Annotated in this window: 15 protein-coding genes; 5 read left to right on the forward strand and 10 right to left on the reverse strand. The window is 72.4% G+C overall.

The window, feature by feature from the left end:
* Positions 1–13: 13 nt before the first annotated feature.
* From O7553_RS19575 to O7553_RS19585, 3 genes are all read right to left on the reverse strand, one after another.
* The gene (locus tag O7553_RS19575) at positions 14–1,213 is read right to left on the reverse strand and encodes a DUF1015 family protein (protein WP_281551156.1); all 1,200 of its coding nucleotides are present in this window, start codon (positions 1,211–1,213) and stop codon (positions 14–16) included.
* Between the two features lie 159 nt (positions 1,214–1,372).
* Positions 1,373–1,609, reverse strand: a complete 237-nt coding sequence (locus O7553_RS19580) for a hypothetical protein (RefSeq protein ID WP_281551157.1) — start codon at positions 1,607–1,609, stop codon at positions 1,373–1,375.
* A gap of 150 nt (positions 1,610–1,759) precedes the next feature.
* Entirely contained in the window at positions 1,760–2,386 is a 627-nt protein-coding gene (locus O7553_RS19585; protein WP_281551158.1) for a DsbA family protein, read from the reverse strand.
* Positions 2,387–2,607: 221 nt separating this feature from the next.
* Between O7553_RS19585 and pepN the strand changes: the two genes are divergently transcribed.
* Positions 2,608–5,160, forward strand: coding sequence for an aminopeptidase N (pepN, locus tag O7553_RS19590; RefSeq protein ID WP_281551159.1), 2,553 nt, complete (start codon positions 2,608–2,610; stop codon positions 5,158–5,160).
* 103 nt (positions 5,161–5,263) lie between these two features.
* On the opposite strand, the gene O7553_RS19595 is transcribed toward pepN, so the two are convergent.
* The 3 genes from O7553_RS19595 to O7553_RS19605 all read right to left on the reverse strand — a co-directional run bounded on the left by O7553_RS19595 (position 5,264) and on the right by O7553_RS19605 (position 5,934).
* Entirely contained in the window at positions 5,264–5,440 is a 177-nt protein-coding gene (locus O7553_RS19595) for a hypothetical protein (protein ID WP_281551160.1), read from the reverse strand.
* 75 nt (positions 5,441–5,515) lie between these two features.
* Positions 5,516–5,800: a hypothetical protein gene (locus O7553_RS19600; protein WP_281551161.1), complete on the reverse strand. Its 285-nt coding sequence runs from the start codon at positions 5,798–5,800 to the stop codon at positions 5,516–5,518.
* Complete coding sequence (locus tag O7553_RS19605) at positions 5,794–5,934, reverse strand: hypothetical protein (RefSeq protein WP_281551162.1); 141 nt, start codon at positions 5,932–5,934, stop codon at positions 5,794–5,796. The genes O7553_RS19600 and O7553_RS19605 overlap by 7 nt, the downstream gene beginning before the upstream one ends.
* Before the next feature lie 613 nt (positions 5,935–6,547).
* Between O7553_RS19605 and O7553_RS19610 the strand changes: the two genes are divergently transcribed.
* Positions 6,548–7,582, forward strand: a complete 1,035-nt coding sequence (locus O7553_RS19610) for an NAD(P)-dependent alcohol dehydrogenase (protein ID WP_281551163.1) — start codon at positions 6,548–6,550, stop codon at positions 7,580–7,582.
* 41 nt (positions 7,583–7,623) lie between these two features.
* Here O7553_RS19610 and O7553_RS19615 read toward each other — a convergent pair whose 3' ends face one another.
* Genes O7553_RS19615 through O7553_RS19625 form a run of 3 tightly spaced genes read right to left on the reverse strand, consistent with a single transcriptional unit; the run spans position 7,624 to position 9,861 of the window.
* Positions 7,624–8,043, reverse strand: coding sequence for a DUF5130 family protein (locus O7553_RS19615; RefSeq protein WP_278170924.1), 420 nt, complete (start codon positions 8,041–8,043; stop codon positions 7,624–7,626).
* Entirely contained in the window at positions 8,030–8,302 is a 273-nt protein-coding gene (locus tag O7553_RS19620) for a hypothetical protein (RefSeq protein ID WP_278174593.1), read from the reverse strand. Before O7553_RS19620 ends, O7553_RS19615 begins: the two co-directional genes overlap by 14 nt.
* A gap of 50 nt (positions 8,303–8,352) precedes the next feature.
* Positions 8,353–9,861 carry an amidase gene (locus tag O7553_RS19625; protein WP_281551164.1) on the reverse strand — a complete coding sequence of 503 codons (1,509 nt, stop codon included), beginning with the start codon at positions 9,859–9,861 and terminating at the stop codon, positions 8,353–8,355.
* Between the two features lie 215 nt (positions 9,862–10,076).
* Between O7553_RS19625 and O7553_RS19630 the strand changes: the two genes are divergently transcribed.
* Together O7553_RS19630 and O7553_RS19635 are read left to right on the forward strand one after the other, a co-directional pair.
* On the forward strand, positions 10,077–10,604 hold the full coding sequence (locus O7553_RS19630; protein WP_281551165.1) for a hypothetical protein: 528 nt from the start codon (positions 10,077–10,079) through the stop codon (positions 10,602–10,604).
* Positions 10,605–10,841: 237 nt separating this feature from the next.
* Positions 10,842–11,672: a class F sortase gene (locus O7553_RS19635; protein WP_281551166.1), complete on the forward strand. Its 831-nt coding sequence runs from the start codon at positions 10,842–10,844 to the stop codon at positions 11,670–11,672.
* A gap of 63 nt (positions 11,673–11,735) precedes the next feature.
* Here O7553_RS19635 and O7553_RS19640 read toward each other — a convergent pair whose 3' ends face one another.
* On the reverse strand, positions 11,736–12,269 hold the full coding sequence (locus tag O7553_RS19640) for an HNH endonuclease (RefSeq protein WP_281551167.1): 534 nt from the start codon (positions 12,267–12,269) through the stop codon (positions 11,736–11,738).
* A gap of 372 nt (positions 12,270–12,641) precedes the next feature.
* On the opposite strand from O7553_RS19640, the gene O7553_RS19645 reads away from it, so the two are divergent.
* Positions 12,642–13,622: a mechanosensitive ion channel domain-containing protein gene (locus tag O7553_RS19645; RefSeq protein ID WP_281555671.1), complete on the forward strand. Its 981-nt coding sequence runs from the start codon at positions 12,642–12,644 to the stop codon at positions 13,620–13,622.
* The last annotated feature ends 105 nt before the right edge of the window (positions 13,623–13,727 follow it).

Raw genomic sequence — 13,727 nt, forward strand, 5'->3', positions numbered from 1 at the left:
GGCCCTCGACGGCTCAGCTGATCTCGGCCAGCACCAGACCGCCGCGCGCCTTCGGGGTGAACCAGGTGCTCTTGCGGGGCAGCTTCTGCCGGGCCAGGTTCACCGCGACGAAGTCGTCGACGGTGACCGGGGCGATCAGCACAGCCAGCTCGGCCCGGCCGGCGTCGACCTCGCCGGTCAGCCAACTGGCCGGATAGTCGCCGCCGACGTACGTGATCCGCTTGTCGCCCGGGTCGAGGCCGAGCACACCGCGCAGCAGCACCCGCTCCACCAGGGCGTGGTCGAGGTTGTCCACCCGGTCACCGTCGGTGGTCGGCAGGGTGACCTGGTAGCCGCGTCCGGCCAGGTAGAGCCGCACCGCGCCGCCGGAAGCCGGCACCGTCGGCGCACCGTCGAGCGCGGTCACCGTCGCACCGGCGTCAGTCAGCCCGGCCAGCGTCTCGTCCGGGCTCAGGGTCAGCTCGCTGACCAGCCGGTTGTACGGCTGGATGGCCACCGACGCGGGGGTGGTGACCACGGCCAGGAAGCGGGACAGGCCGCCGGTCTGCGCGGCCAGACTGCGATGGTTGCCGTCCGCGACGACCAGCTCACCGCCGCCGGCCAGCGCGCAGAGCCGCTGCTGCAGCTCTCCCGGACCGACCGGCCAGATCGCGTGGGTTCGGCCGGCCTGGTCCAGATCGGTCGCGGCCGGCGCGCCGGCGGCCTCGGTCGCTGCGGCGAGCGCGGCGTGCAGTTCGTCGCCGCGCCCGGTCTGCAGCAGCAGCACCGGCGACAGCAGATGTCCGACCGCTTCGGCGAGCGCGACCCGCTCCCGGACCTTGGCGATGAACACGTCCTCGTTGCGGATCACCAGACCCGGTTCGTCGGCGCTGGTGGAGATCTGATCGGTGTCGACCATCACGAACAGGCCGTACGCCGCCGCGTCGCTGGCCGGCTCGGTGATCCGGTAGAGCACGGCGACCTGCTCGGCCGGCGTGTAGCTGCCGTCGGCCCGGGCCTCACCGAGCCGCCCGGCGGCCGCCGGCAGGCAGTCGAGGAACGACCGGCCGAGGCTGTCCGGCGCCCGGTGCGGCATCTCCACCGCCAGCGCGCTACGGGGATTCGCCTCGATGATCGCGGTGATCTCGGCGTCGTCGGCGAACTCGTCGTAGTTCTGCGCGCCGGTCTCGCCGGTGGTGATCCAGGCGCGGGAAATCGGGTGAACGACCGTCATGGCGCGGACGCTACCGGCGGGGTCCGCTGTGACGACCGATACATCGGCCGTTTCCACCGGATGGACAACAGCCCGGTCGCCGGACCAGCGTGACGGACAGCGGCCCGGTTGCCCGGGCCGCTGTCGACGGCGGTGGCCGCAGTGACCGGCCGGACCGGATCATCCGACCGGAGTCGGGCGCCGGTGCCGGCCGCCGCCGGTCCGGGCCGCCGGGACCGCGCCGACCGTCGACGCCGGCAGCCCCGACGGTACGGCGACCGGCACCCGCTCCGTGTCGTGGACCGACGGTTCCCGCCGGTGCCGGCTGCCGTCACTCGCCACGCCCCAGACCCGGGCCGCGATCGCCTCGCGCAGCACGGGCAGATCCCAGTAGTCGGAGTCGATGTCGACCAGCATGTTGACCTCCGATGCGTCGGTGTGACCCGGTTTCCTGCCGGGCCGGCGGGGTGAACATCCTGGGCAACGACGTGGCCTGGGACGCGTCACGTGCGCCGCGCAGCGACACGCCGGGCGACATGGAACTCGTCACCGACACCGACGAACTGGTCAGTCGAACGTGGGATCCACCTCGCGGGACCGCTTCAGCTCGTAGAATCCCGGCGTCCCGGCGACCAGCAGCACACCGTCCCAGAGCCGGCCGGCGGCATCCCCGCGCGGTACCGGGGTGATCACCGGGCCGAAGAACGCGACCGGGCCGGCACCCTCCGGGCCCGGGGCGTGGATCACCGGCGTACCGACGTCCATCCCGACCGGGGCCATCCCGGCGGCGTGGCTGGCCCGCAGCGGGCCGTCCCAGGCCGGATCGTCGGCGGCGGCGGCCAGCGCCGGGTCCAGCCCGGCCTCGGTCAACGCGGCGGTGTAGAGCTCGGGTCCGGTCGGCTGCTTCTCCAGGTGGATCCGGTTGCCCAGCGCGGTGTAGAGGGCCCGTACCGCAGCGTCGTCGAGGTCCTGCTGGACCGCGACGGCGACCCGGACCGCCCCCCAGGCGCGGTCGAGGAAGTCGCGGTAGTTCTCCGGCAGGTCACGGCCCTCGTTGAGGACGGCCAGGCTCATCACCCGGAACCGGACGTCGACCGGCCTGACCTGTTCGACCTCCAACAACCAACGCGAGGTGATCCAGGCCCACGGGCACATCGGATCGAAGTACATGTCCACGGTCTGACGGTCGGACATCAGACTCCCCTTCTTCTTTGTCCGGCGGCTGTCCGCCGCCATTGTCCGGGTCACCTCGCCAGACGGCGCCCCAACCCAGCAAGTCCAGGATCTGGGCCGGCCTCGCCAGGCCCCCACGACGTGAAAGACTTGGCCGAACGGGGTCATTCCCAGCTGTCCCCGACGCCGCCGACGTCGACGTCGGCGGTTGAACGATTGGACGGAGGCACACGGTGGCTGGAGTGCGCAATCTGACCCAGGTCGAGGCGGCCGAACGCGCCCGCCTGCTCGACGTGACCGGGTATGACATCCACCTCGACCTGTCCGGCGCCGGCAGCGCCGCGGACAGCCGGGTGTTCCGTTCGACAACAACGGTCACCTTCCGCTGCACCGAGCCTGGAGCAGGCACGTTCATCGAGGTCGCGGCGGACCAACTGCACTCGGCGACGCTGAACGGCCAGCGGCTCGACCCGTCCGGCTGGTCCGCCGAGTCCGGGCTGGCCCTGCCGGGCCTGGCCGCGGAGAACACGCTGGTCGTCGAGGCCGAGTTCATCTACTCGGCCAGCGGGCAGGGGCTGCACCGCAGCGTCGACCCGGTCGATGGCGAGACGTACCTGTACAGCCAGTTCGAGACCGCGGACGCGCAGCGGGTGTTCGCCTGCTTCGACCAGCCCGACCTGAAGAGCGTCTACACCTGGCACGCTGTCGTGCCGGCCCACTGGCGGGTCATCTCGAACATGCCGGTGGCCACCGAGGAGCCGGCCGGGCCGGACACCAAGACCGTCCACTTCGCCGAGTCGGCGCGGATGAGCACCTACATCACCGCGCTGTGCGCCGGCCCGTACCACGAGGTGCGACGCAGCCACGACGGCGTCGACCTGGGCTACTTCTGCCGGGCCAGCATGGCCGAGCACCTCGACGTCGACGACCTGCACCTGATCACCGCGCAGGGTTTCGACTTCTTCCAGGCCCAGTTCGGGGTCCGCTACCCGCTGCCCAAGTACGACCAGATCTGGGTGCCGGACTTCAACGCCGGTGCGATGGAGAACTTCGGCGCGGTCACCCACGCCGAGGCGCACTACATCTTCCGTTCCCAGGTGACCGATTTCGAGTACGAGCAGCGGGCCAACACCGTGCTGCACGAGCTTGCCCACATGTGGTTCGGCAACCTGGTGACCATGCGCTGGTGGAACGACCTGTGGTTGAACGAGTCGTTCGCCGAATGGGCCAGCCACTGGTGCAACTCGGAGGCGACCCGGTTCACCGACGCCTGGACCACCTTCCTGTCGGTCCGCAAGAACTGGGGCTACCGGCAGGACCAGCTCTCCTCCACCCATCCGGTCTACTGCGAGATGCCGGACCTGGAGGCGGTCGAGGTCAACTTCGACGGCATCACGTACGCCAAGGGCGCCAGCGTGCTCAAGCAGCTCGTCGCGTACGTCGGTCTGGAGCCCTTCCTCGCCGGTCTGCGCACCTATTTCCAGCGGCACGCCTGGGGCAACGCCACCTTCGACGACCTGCTCTCCGAGCTGGAGGCCGCCTCCGGCCGGGAGCTGCGCAAATTCGCCGCCCAGTGGTTGGAGACCGCCCAGGTCAACACGCTGCGGCCGGAGCTGTCGGTCGGCCCGGACGGCACCTACCAGCAGGTCACGGTGCTTCAGGAGGCACCGGCCGGGCACCCGACGCTGCGTACCCACCGGATCGGGGTCGGCCTCTACGACCTGACCGCCGGCCGGCTGGTCCGCCGGCACCGGGTCGAGGTCGACATCAGCGGTGAGCGCACCGAGCTGACCGGGCTGACCGGGCTGCCCGCCGCCGACGTGCTGCTGCTCAACGACGACGACCTGAGCTACACCAAGCTACGGCTCGACCCGGCGTCGATGGCCAACGTGGTGCAGCACATCAGCGCGTTCGAGTCGTCGCTGGCGCGGGCGCTGTGCTGGGCGGCGGCCTGGGACATGGTCCGGGACGGGGAGCTCGCCGCACGCGACTACGTCGCCCTGGTGCTCACCGGGCTGCCCAACGAGACCGACATCAACCTGGTGACCGCGACCCTGCGGCAGGCCACCAACACCCTGACGTTCTACGCCGAGCCGGGCTGGGCGGCGCAGGGCTGGGCCGACCTGGCCCGTACCGCCCGGACCGCGCTGCAGGCGGCGGAGCCCGGCAGCGGCTTCCAGCTGGCCTGGGCGCGCAGCTACGCCACGGCGGCCCGCTCCGACGGCGACCTGGCGGTGCTGCGTGGCTGGCTCGACGGGGCAGACGTGGTGCCGGGGCTGACCATCGACACCGAGCTGCGCTGGACGGTGCTGCAGTCGCTGGCCGCCAACGGTGCCGCCACCGGCGAGCAGATCGACGCGGAGCTGGCCCGGGACCGGACCGCCAGCGGTGAGCGGGAGGCGGCGCTGGCCCGCGCCCTGCTGCCGGACCCGGCCAACAAGGCCGCCGTCTGGGCCAAGCTGACCGGGCCGGACAGCCTGCCGAACTGGCAGCACCGGGCGTTGCTGCAAGGCTTCCAGCACTCGACGCAGGTGGAGCTGACCGAGCCGTACCGGACGGCGTACTTCGACGTGGTGGGCCGGATCTGGGCCACCCGGGACAGCGAGCCGGCGCAGGAGTTCGTCACGCTCGCATACCCGGCGTACCTGGTCTCCGAGGAGACCGTCGCGGCAACGGACGAATGGCTGGCCGGCGACGGTCACCCGGCTCCGCTGCGCCGGCTGGTCGCTGAGGGCCGCGACGGGGTGGTCCGGGCGTTGACCGCACGGGCGACCGACACGGCCGCCGCCCGCTGAGTGACTCCCGCGCCAGCCGCCATCGAGGTGAGGCTGAGACACCCTAAGACGCAGATTCAAGGTGTCTCAGCCTCACCTCGACGCGGCTCTCCGGTCCCCCGGCTCAGCCGACGCGCAGGGCGGCGGCCATGGGTGGCTGGTCTGGTGGTGCGCCGCCCCGGCGCATCGCCCACAGCGGCGGGCCGCCGGCCGGCAGGTGCGCGACCCGTACGATCCGGTAGCCGTGGCGCAGGTAGAAGGCCTGGGAGCGTGGGCTGCTCGCCTCTACCACCGCCGGCATGCCAGATGGTGGTGCCGGCCAGTCGCTTCCAGGCGGCCGGAGGTGAGCGTGTAGTGCGCGTACGGGCCGTGCCGGTCACCGCAGGCCCGCAATCTGCGCCGCTGATGCTCCGCACCGAGCAGCCGGTCGAACGGGTGCGGATACCAGATCGCCACCGGCGTCGCAGTGGCCGACGACGTCGACGATGCCATGCCGGACGCCGAACTCCACCTCGGCGGAGAAGAACCGGTGCATCGTCAGATACCGCAGCGCGTGATCATTGATCAGCCAGGACACCACCGGATCCAGCACACACGACTGCGCCAACAACTCGGCCAGGGGTTCGACGTCGGCGGCCGTGGCGGCCCGTACGGTCAGCATGGCCGCCACGTCCACACCAGGAACCGGTCGAACAACTCCGTCGCCGTGACGTCGGGCAGGTCGAACGCCGCCCCGGTCATCCGCTCGACCACTTGACAACCGCACCCGCCCAGCTCCCGCAGTTGTTCCATCACCGCGACCACCGGCCCCGGTTGACCCGGGTAGCATCCACCGCCGCCCGACCCACAGCGGCAGCCGAACCGGCACCGACCGCACCAGTCAGACTGGACGGCCCGGTCGGGCTGAACCGCATCGAATGCCGAGGTGCGCACTCCGGACACCGCAAGATCTGCCCGCACCTCGGACACCACCGCTGCTTCAACCGGAACGTGAAGAAGCCGACACACCACCCACCCAGCGCCGCCAACACGACTCCCACCAAGGTCAACACTCCTGGAGGACTTCCCGAAAGGGGTCCGCCGATCCGGAACCGAGCCCTGTCGATGTAACGTGGCGTGCCCGGCCGGACGTGGGCCGGGCTGCATGCAGCGGCGACCAACCAGAAGCGAGGAAGCTTGGACGCAGTGTCACCCCGCCGGGCCGGGAGTACCGGTCGAGCTTGATGCCAGAGATGCATCAAGATGCACCTGCGGCATCACGTCCCCGGAAGGCCATCGGGTCCCCCGAAGCAAGCCCGAGCGCGTCGCTGGCTGCCGGCCGTACCTCCGCGTGCGGCGGCTCAGCCGCAGTGGGTGATCCGGGGCGGTTCGGCGGACGCGAAGCGCGAACCTGGCCGACGCTGAGGGCATGCGTGCCATCCAACTCACCGCGCCCGGCACCCTCGAACTCGTCGACGTGCCGACACCGGAGCCCGGCCCCGGCGAGATCCTGCTGGCCACGGCGGCGGTCGGCGCCTGTCACTCGGACCTGCACATCCTCGACGCGCCCGCCGGGGTCTTCCCGACCCCGATGACAATCGGCCACGAGATCGCCGGCCGGGTCGCCCAGCTCGGTCCGGGGGTCACCGGATGGGCCGAAGGGGACACCGCGGCGGTGTACGGGATCATCGGCTGCGGGCGCTGCCGGGCCTGCCTGCGCGGGCTGGAGAACCAGTGCCGCACCGTAACGGTCGGCGGGGTCGGCATCAGCCGCGACGGCGGGCTCGCCGACCACGTGGTGGTGCCGGCGGACCGGCTGCTGCCGCTGCACGGGCTGGATCCGGTGCAGGCGGCACCACTGACCGACGCTGGGCTCACCCCGTACCACGCGATCTCCCTCAGCCGGGACGCGCTGCGGCCCGGCACCCACGCGGTGGTGATCGGTGTCGGCGGCCTCGGCCACATGGCGGTGCAGATCCTGGCGGTGACCACCGCCGTCACGATCATCGCGGTGGACACCAGCGACGCCGCGCTGCGGCTGGCCAAACGGATGGGCGCACACCACACCGTGCAGGCCGGTCCGGCGGCGGTCGACCAGATCCGTGAGCTCACCGGCCCGGCCCCGGACGGCGCCGACGTGGTGCTCGACTTCGTCTGCGTGGACGCCACCCTGGACACCGCCCGGCAGGTGGTGTCCACCGGCGGTCACCTGACGATGGTCGGCCTGGGCGGCGGCACGCTGCGGATCGCGGCGACCGTCGAAGGCCCGCCGCCGGTGCCGATGGAGACCAGCGCGGTCATCCCGTTCTGGGGCACCCTCGCCGAGCTGTCCGAGGTGATCGCCCTCGGTCGCCAGGGTCTGCTCCGCGCCGAGGTGCAGACCTTCCCGCTGGCCGAGGCGGTGCAGGCGTACCAGCAGTTGCGGGACGGGAAGATCCACGGCCGCGCCGTGCTGGTCCCCTGACCAGGCGACGGTGACTGGGAGATCCGGTAAGGCCGGGTCCGTCAGGCGCGGCCGGCCCGGGACGCCAGCTGGTCGATCCCGCTGACCAGGCCGCCGGCGAGGTCACCGCCGCCGAAAGACGCCACCATGGACAGCGCGGCGAGCTTCGCGTCCCGGTCCGGGATCCGCTTACGGGCCTCGGCGCCGGTAACGACCTCCAGCACCCGCTGATTCGGCGACACGGCGATGAGCACCGCGTCGTCCGGGTCGGTGAGCTGCCGGTGCAGCGTCACCGCGTACTCCCGGGTCGGCTCCTCCAGCTCGCCGACGTAGATGCTGAACGCCAGTCCGGTGGCCGAGTCGGCCAGCCGCAACGCCTCGTCGAGCCGGAGCAGCTGCCGGGTGCCGAACGGCCCCGGCAGGGTAGCGCTCGTCCGGGTGGACTCGCTGGACTGCTCGTGGGCCTGCTCACCAACGGTCACTTGCGCCTCCCGTCGCGCCCGGACGCGGCTGCCCGCCGCCGAGGTTGGTCGACTCGATCGCCGTCGGCTCGGTGCCGGCCGGCAGCGCCGCCGCCGGGGTCCCGGTCGACCGGTCGCCTGACGAGACGTACCAGACCGGGCTGAAGTCGAACTGCCGGCCGGGCCGGTAGCGGCGGTCCGCGCCGCCACGCCCGCCGATCATCGCCAGACCGGCCACCACGAGCACGATGACCGCCGGGATCACGACGAAGAAGAGCACCGTGTTGGTAACAGACAATCTCAACGCCCCCCGGCATCGGTTCAAGGGACTCAGCGGATGTCTGGAGTGGTGGACCTGGCCACACCGCCAGCCCGTTCCGGCTCAGACGCCTTCACGGTAGCGGAGGGCCCGGCCCGCCAGATCTCCGGGTGCCGACCGGGCCAGCCGGTCCGCTCCTCCAGCTGAGCGGCCGCGGCCAGTACGGTGGCGTCCGCGCCACCGCGGCCGGTCAGCAGAACCCCCACCGGCTGCCCGGCCGTACTCTGCGCCACCGGGACGGACACCGACGGTTGCCCAGTGACGTTGAACACCGCACAGTACGGCGAGAAGCGCCGCTGCCGGTCGAAGTCCTCGGCCGGGTCACCCGTTTCGGTGAACCAGCCGACCGGGGCCTGCGGAGCGCTCAACGTCGGGCACAGCAGCAGGTCCAGCCCGACCACCGCGTGCATCGCCCGGCGTACCTGGACCTGCAGCTCGGCCAGGGTGGCGACCAGCGTCGCGGCGCTGATCGCGTTGCCCCGGCGGCGTAGCAGCCGGGTCAACGGCAGCAGCCGCGCCTCTCGTTCCGGTGGCACCGGGGCCAGCGCGAGCACGTACCAGACGGTCTCGAACAGCGGCCACAGGTCCGGGCCGAGCGGCGCCGGGACGTCGACCACCTCGTGGCCGGCGTCGGCGAGCAGCGCGGCCGCCGTGTCCACCGCTGCCAGGCAGTCCGGATGCACCGGTTCGTCGGCGAGCATCGGGGTGGTGAACCGGCCGATCCGCAGCCGGCCGGGGTCCGCGCGACGGGCCGCCGCCAGATAGCCGCCGGGCGGCGGTGGCGGTGCCAGGTACGGCTCACCGGGCACCGGCACCGCGATCGCGTCGAGCATCGCGGCAGCGTCGGCGACGGTCCGGGCGATCGGTCCGTGGCTGGGCAGACCGAACCCGCCGGCACCGAGCGGGCCGCCGGAGACGACCCCCCGGGTGGGCTTGTAGCCGACCAAACCGCAGAGGGCGGCCGGGATTCGGCACGAACCGCCGCCGTCCGAGCCCTGCGCGAACGGCACCAGCCCGGCGGCCACCGCCGCCGCCGCTCCCCCGCTGGAGCCGCCGGCGGTGCATGCCAGGTCCCACGGGTTACGCGCCGGCGGCGCCACCTCCCCTTCGGTGTAGAGCGAACAGCCCAGCTCGGCGGCGGTGGTCTTGCCGAGGCTGACGGTGCCGGCGGCACGCAGCAGGCGGACCACGTCCGCGTCGACGCTCGGCACGTAGTCGGCGAACGCCGCCGAGCCGAAGGTGGTCCGGACCCCGGCCGTGAGGGTGAGGTCCTTGATCGCCACCGGTACGCCGTACAGCGGGCCGGGGTGCTGCCGGGACCGGATGCCGGGCGCGACCCGGCCGAGGGCGAGGGCCTGTTCCCGGGCGTGCTCCGCGGTGACCGTGACGAACGCCCCCACCGTGTCCGAGTGGGCGTCGATCCGGGCCAGGTAGTGCTCGACGATCTCAATGCCACTCAACTCGCCCCGGCGGATCGCGACGGCCTGCTCCAACGCGGTCAGATCATGGATCTGCGACATTGACCGATCCTGGCAGGTCACCCGTTGACGCGTCATCCCGGTGCGGGATCACCCGGAGGTGGGAGGCATAGCCGGCACCGGGACGGGAAGTCGGGCCAGCAGGCTCCGAACGTCGGTGCGGCACACCGGTCGCGCCGACGGTGCCGGCACGGCCGGGCCGGCCGCAGCGGCGACGGGGCAGACACGGCCGGCCGGGGCACAGTCGGGGGGAGATCATGCGCAGAGTGAGCAATCCGGTCCGGACGCTGGCCGGGCTCGCCGCCGCCGTGCTGATCGGCACGGTGGCGGCCGGGGTCGACGCGTCGCCGGCGCATGCGGGCAGCACCTACGTGGAGGCCGATCCGAGCACCGTGCAGGCCGGTGGCCGGGTGACCGTCCGGGCCAGCTGCGGCGACGACAACACCAGCCAGGCGACGGTCGAGTCGGACGCGTTCGGCCGGGTGATCGTGATGCCGGACCAGGACGTGCTGACCGGTCAGGTGACCGTGCCCAGCAGCAAGCGGCCTGGGCGCTACCCGGTCGACCTGCAGTGTCAGAACGGGAACACGGCGACGACCACCCTGACCGTGACCGGCACCGCCCACCCGACCCGGGGGCCGGACGCCGGTGGCGGCGGCACCGCGTCGGCCAGCACCGGTTCCGGCGGCTCGGCCTTGCTGGTCGGCGGCATCGCCGCGATCGGGCTGGGTGCCGGGATCGGGCTGCTCGCGATGCGCCGCCGACGCGCCGACTCCGGCGCGTGACCAGCGGGCAGGCAGGTGGTCCGTCCCACACCGGCCGGCGGCCGTCCGGGGGGCTGGCTGCTCCCGTTCCTGACCCAGGTCACGGCGGCCGGTACCACGGCGCACACGGTGGCACCCCGGGTGTCGACCTACGGTCAGCCGAGGCCGACAAGACCGGATGAGCCGGCGGATCAGACGACGGACGGGGCGGCGAACCGCCCGACGGCGTACCCGGCGAGCCCCGGCACCGTCCGAGGGGTGGCCCGTGCCCCGCTGCGCGGGGTGGCGGCGGTGCCGGGTGCCGCCGGACGCGGCGGCGGCAACGGATCCGCCGCCGGCCGTCGTCCACCGCACGGCCAACCCCGGCAACGGCGGGGCTGGCCCGGGTTCGGGTCGCTGCGTCCGGGTCGACGCCGGGTGCCCTCGGCTGCCGACCGGCGGGCCGCGCTGGGCGGCTACCGGGGACGACCGGACGTGCCGTCGCGGTGGAGCCCGGTCGCGCTGGTGCTGATCGTGGCAGGCGTCTTTGTCGCCGGGTTCGGCTTCGAACGGGTGACCGGCACCCCGCTCGGGCAGTGGCTGCCCGGAGCACACCGCGCGACGCCCGAGACGCACCCGCCGCTGGGCGCCAGCGACCCGGTCAGCCTCGCCATCCCGGCACTGAACCTGCAGGCCGCCGTGCACGATGTCGGGCTGGCTGAGGACGGCACGATCGCGGTGCCCGAGCTGAACCGGCACAACGAGGCCGGCTGGTACGTGGCGAGCCCGACGCCGGGCGAGAACGGCTCGGCGGTCATCGTCGGCCACGTCGACACCAGTACCGGGCCGTCGGTGTTCCACCGGGCCGCCACGCTGCACCCGGGCGCGCAGATCCAGGTCCGCCGGATGGACCGGTCAGTGGCGCTGTTCGAGGTCACCTCGGTCGAGCAGTTCGACAAGTCGTCGCTGCCGGCGGACCGGGTGTACGACGACTTCAGCCACCCGGGGCTGCGTCTGATCACCTGCGGTGGTCAGTGGGTCGGCGGCGCCACCGGGTACGCGGACAACGTCGTCGTCTTCGCGTCACTGGTCGGCACCCAGAACGGCTGACCTGCGCAGCCGCCCGTACCGGCCCGCAGCCGCCAACAGCGGCCTGAGCCGGCCCGCACCGGCTCAGGCGACGGCTTCGGACGACAGGTCGAGCCAGTCGGCCCAGCGCGGATCCGGCGCACGGTGCCCGAGCACCCGCCAGGCGGTGCCCTTCGGGGCGGCCGGCGGGGATGGCAGCCGCCACCCCAGCTCGGCCGGGGTCCGGTCGCCCTTGCTGTGGTTGCAGCGGGCGCAGGCGGCGACGACGTTCTCCCAGATGTGCCGGCCACCACGGCTGCGGGGAAAGACATGGTCGATGGTCTCCGCCGGACCCCGGCAGTACGCGCACCGCCAGCCGTCGCGGGCGAAGATGGCCCGGCGGGAAAGTCCGACGTGGGTCCGGTAGGGCACCCGTACGTAGCGGGTGAGCCGTACCACCGACGGCACCGGCAGGCAGTGCCGGGCGCTGTGCAGCATGCCCTCGCCGTCGGCGACGCAGACCGCCTTGGCGGACAGGACCAGGATCGCGGCCCGGCGTACGGATACGACACACAGCGGCTCATACGTCGCGTTGAGCACCAACGAACCGGAGCCCACCGTGGGTCGTATGTCAGGCATCCCGCTCACCCTCTCGGTTGTGTTCCCACCCGCTCCTAGTGCCGACTGCGACTCGACGCGGACCGAAGGTCGGACCGCGACCGGCGCTGGCGAATCGCCAGCGCCCGTGCGCCAATAGTCCCCGATTGATGACCCGAATGCACGTACTATTCGGGCCTGACCCCTCGGGCGTTCGGCCGATGGCCGGTCGCTGTGGTGTTCCACCTGGTCAGGCCGACAGTGCGGGTCGGCCGCCGACCGGGCAGGGCGGTACGGTACGAATTGACGGTGACCGCACGATCGCCCGCCCCCGCTGACCCCGAGCCTCCCGACCCGGCAACCGACCCGCCGTACCAGTGGGCTCAACCGGAGCCGCAGCCCTCGGTGAGCCCGGTGTGCCCCGACGACGACCCGGTCTGCAGTCAGGTGCTCGACTGGACCGGGCTGCCGTGGCTGGCGGAGGGGAGCTTCTGGCTGCTGGTCAAACCCCTGCGGATCGTGCTGATCATCGCGGTCGCGGTGGTACTGCGGTACCTGCTGCACCGGGCCATCCGCCGGCTGGTGACCAGTACCTCGACGGTCGCCGGGCCGACCATCCTGCGGCCGTTGCGGGAACGGACCCCGCCGGCCGGGCCGGTGGTGATGCCGGAACGGCGGCGGCAACGCGCCGAGGCGATCGGCTCGGTGCTGCGCAGCACGGTGAGCGCGACCGTGTTCGGGATCGCCGTACTGCTGGTGCTGGGTGAGCTGAGCTTCAACCTGGCCCCGCTGCTGGCCAGCGCCGGCATCGCCGGCATCGCGCTGGGTTTCGGGGCGCAGACGCTGGTGAAGGACCTGCTCGCCGGGCTGTTCATGCTGCTGGAGGATCAGTACGGCGTCGGCGACATTGTCGACCTTGGCGAGGCGACCGGCGTGGTCGAGGCGGTGGGTCTGCGGATCACCACGGTCCGGGACGCCCGGGGCGTGCTCTGGTACATCCGCAACGGGGAGATCATCCGGGTCGGCAACAAGAGCCAGGGCTGGGCCATGGTGGTGGTCGACATGCCGGTCGGCTTCGCCGACACCGAGCAGGCCGCTGCGGTGCTGCGTACCGCCGCCCTTGGGGTGGCCGCCGATGGGAATATGGCCGGCCACTTCGTGGAGCCGCCGGACGTGCTCGGCGTCGAGCAGGTCACGGTCGACGGCGCGGTGATCCGTACGGTCGCCAAGACCACCGCCGAGGGGCAGTTCGTGGTGGGCCGCGAGTTGCGCCGTCAACTGGCCGCGGCACTGCACACCTCCGGGATCTCGGCACAGATCGTGGCCGGGCGGATGTTCGTCGCCCGTGGGTCGGGAGGTGGGCAGGAGGAGCCCGGCCAGGGCGGAACGACTTGACCGGTCACCGGGACGACGCGTCCGAGTGCCGGGACGACGCGCCCGCCTCGGCCGACTAGCAGGGGCTATGCACCGTATGGCGAACTGGTTGTCATCCGAATGTTT

This window comes from Solwaraspora sp. WMMA2059 (genome assembly GCF_027497315.1).
Classification (GTDB): domain Bacteria; phylum Actinomycetota; class Actinomycetes; order Mycobacteriales; family Micromonosporaceae; genus Micromonospora_E.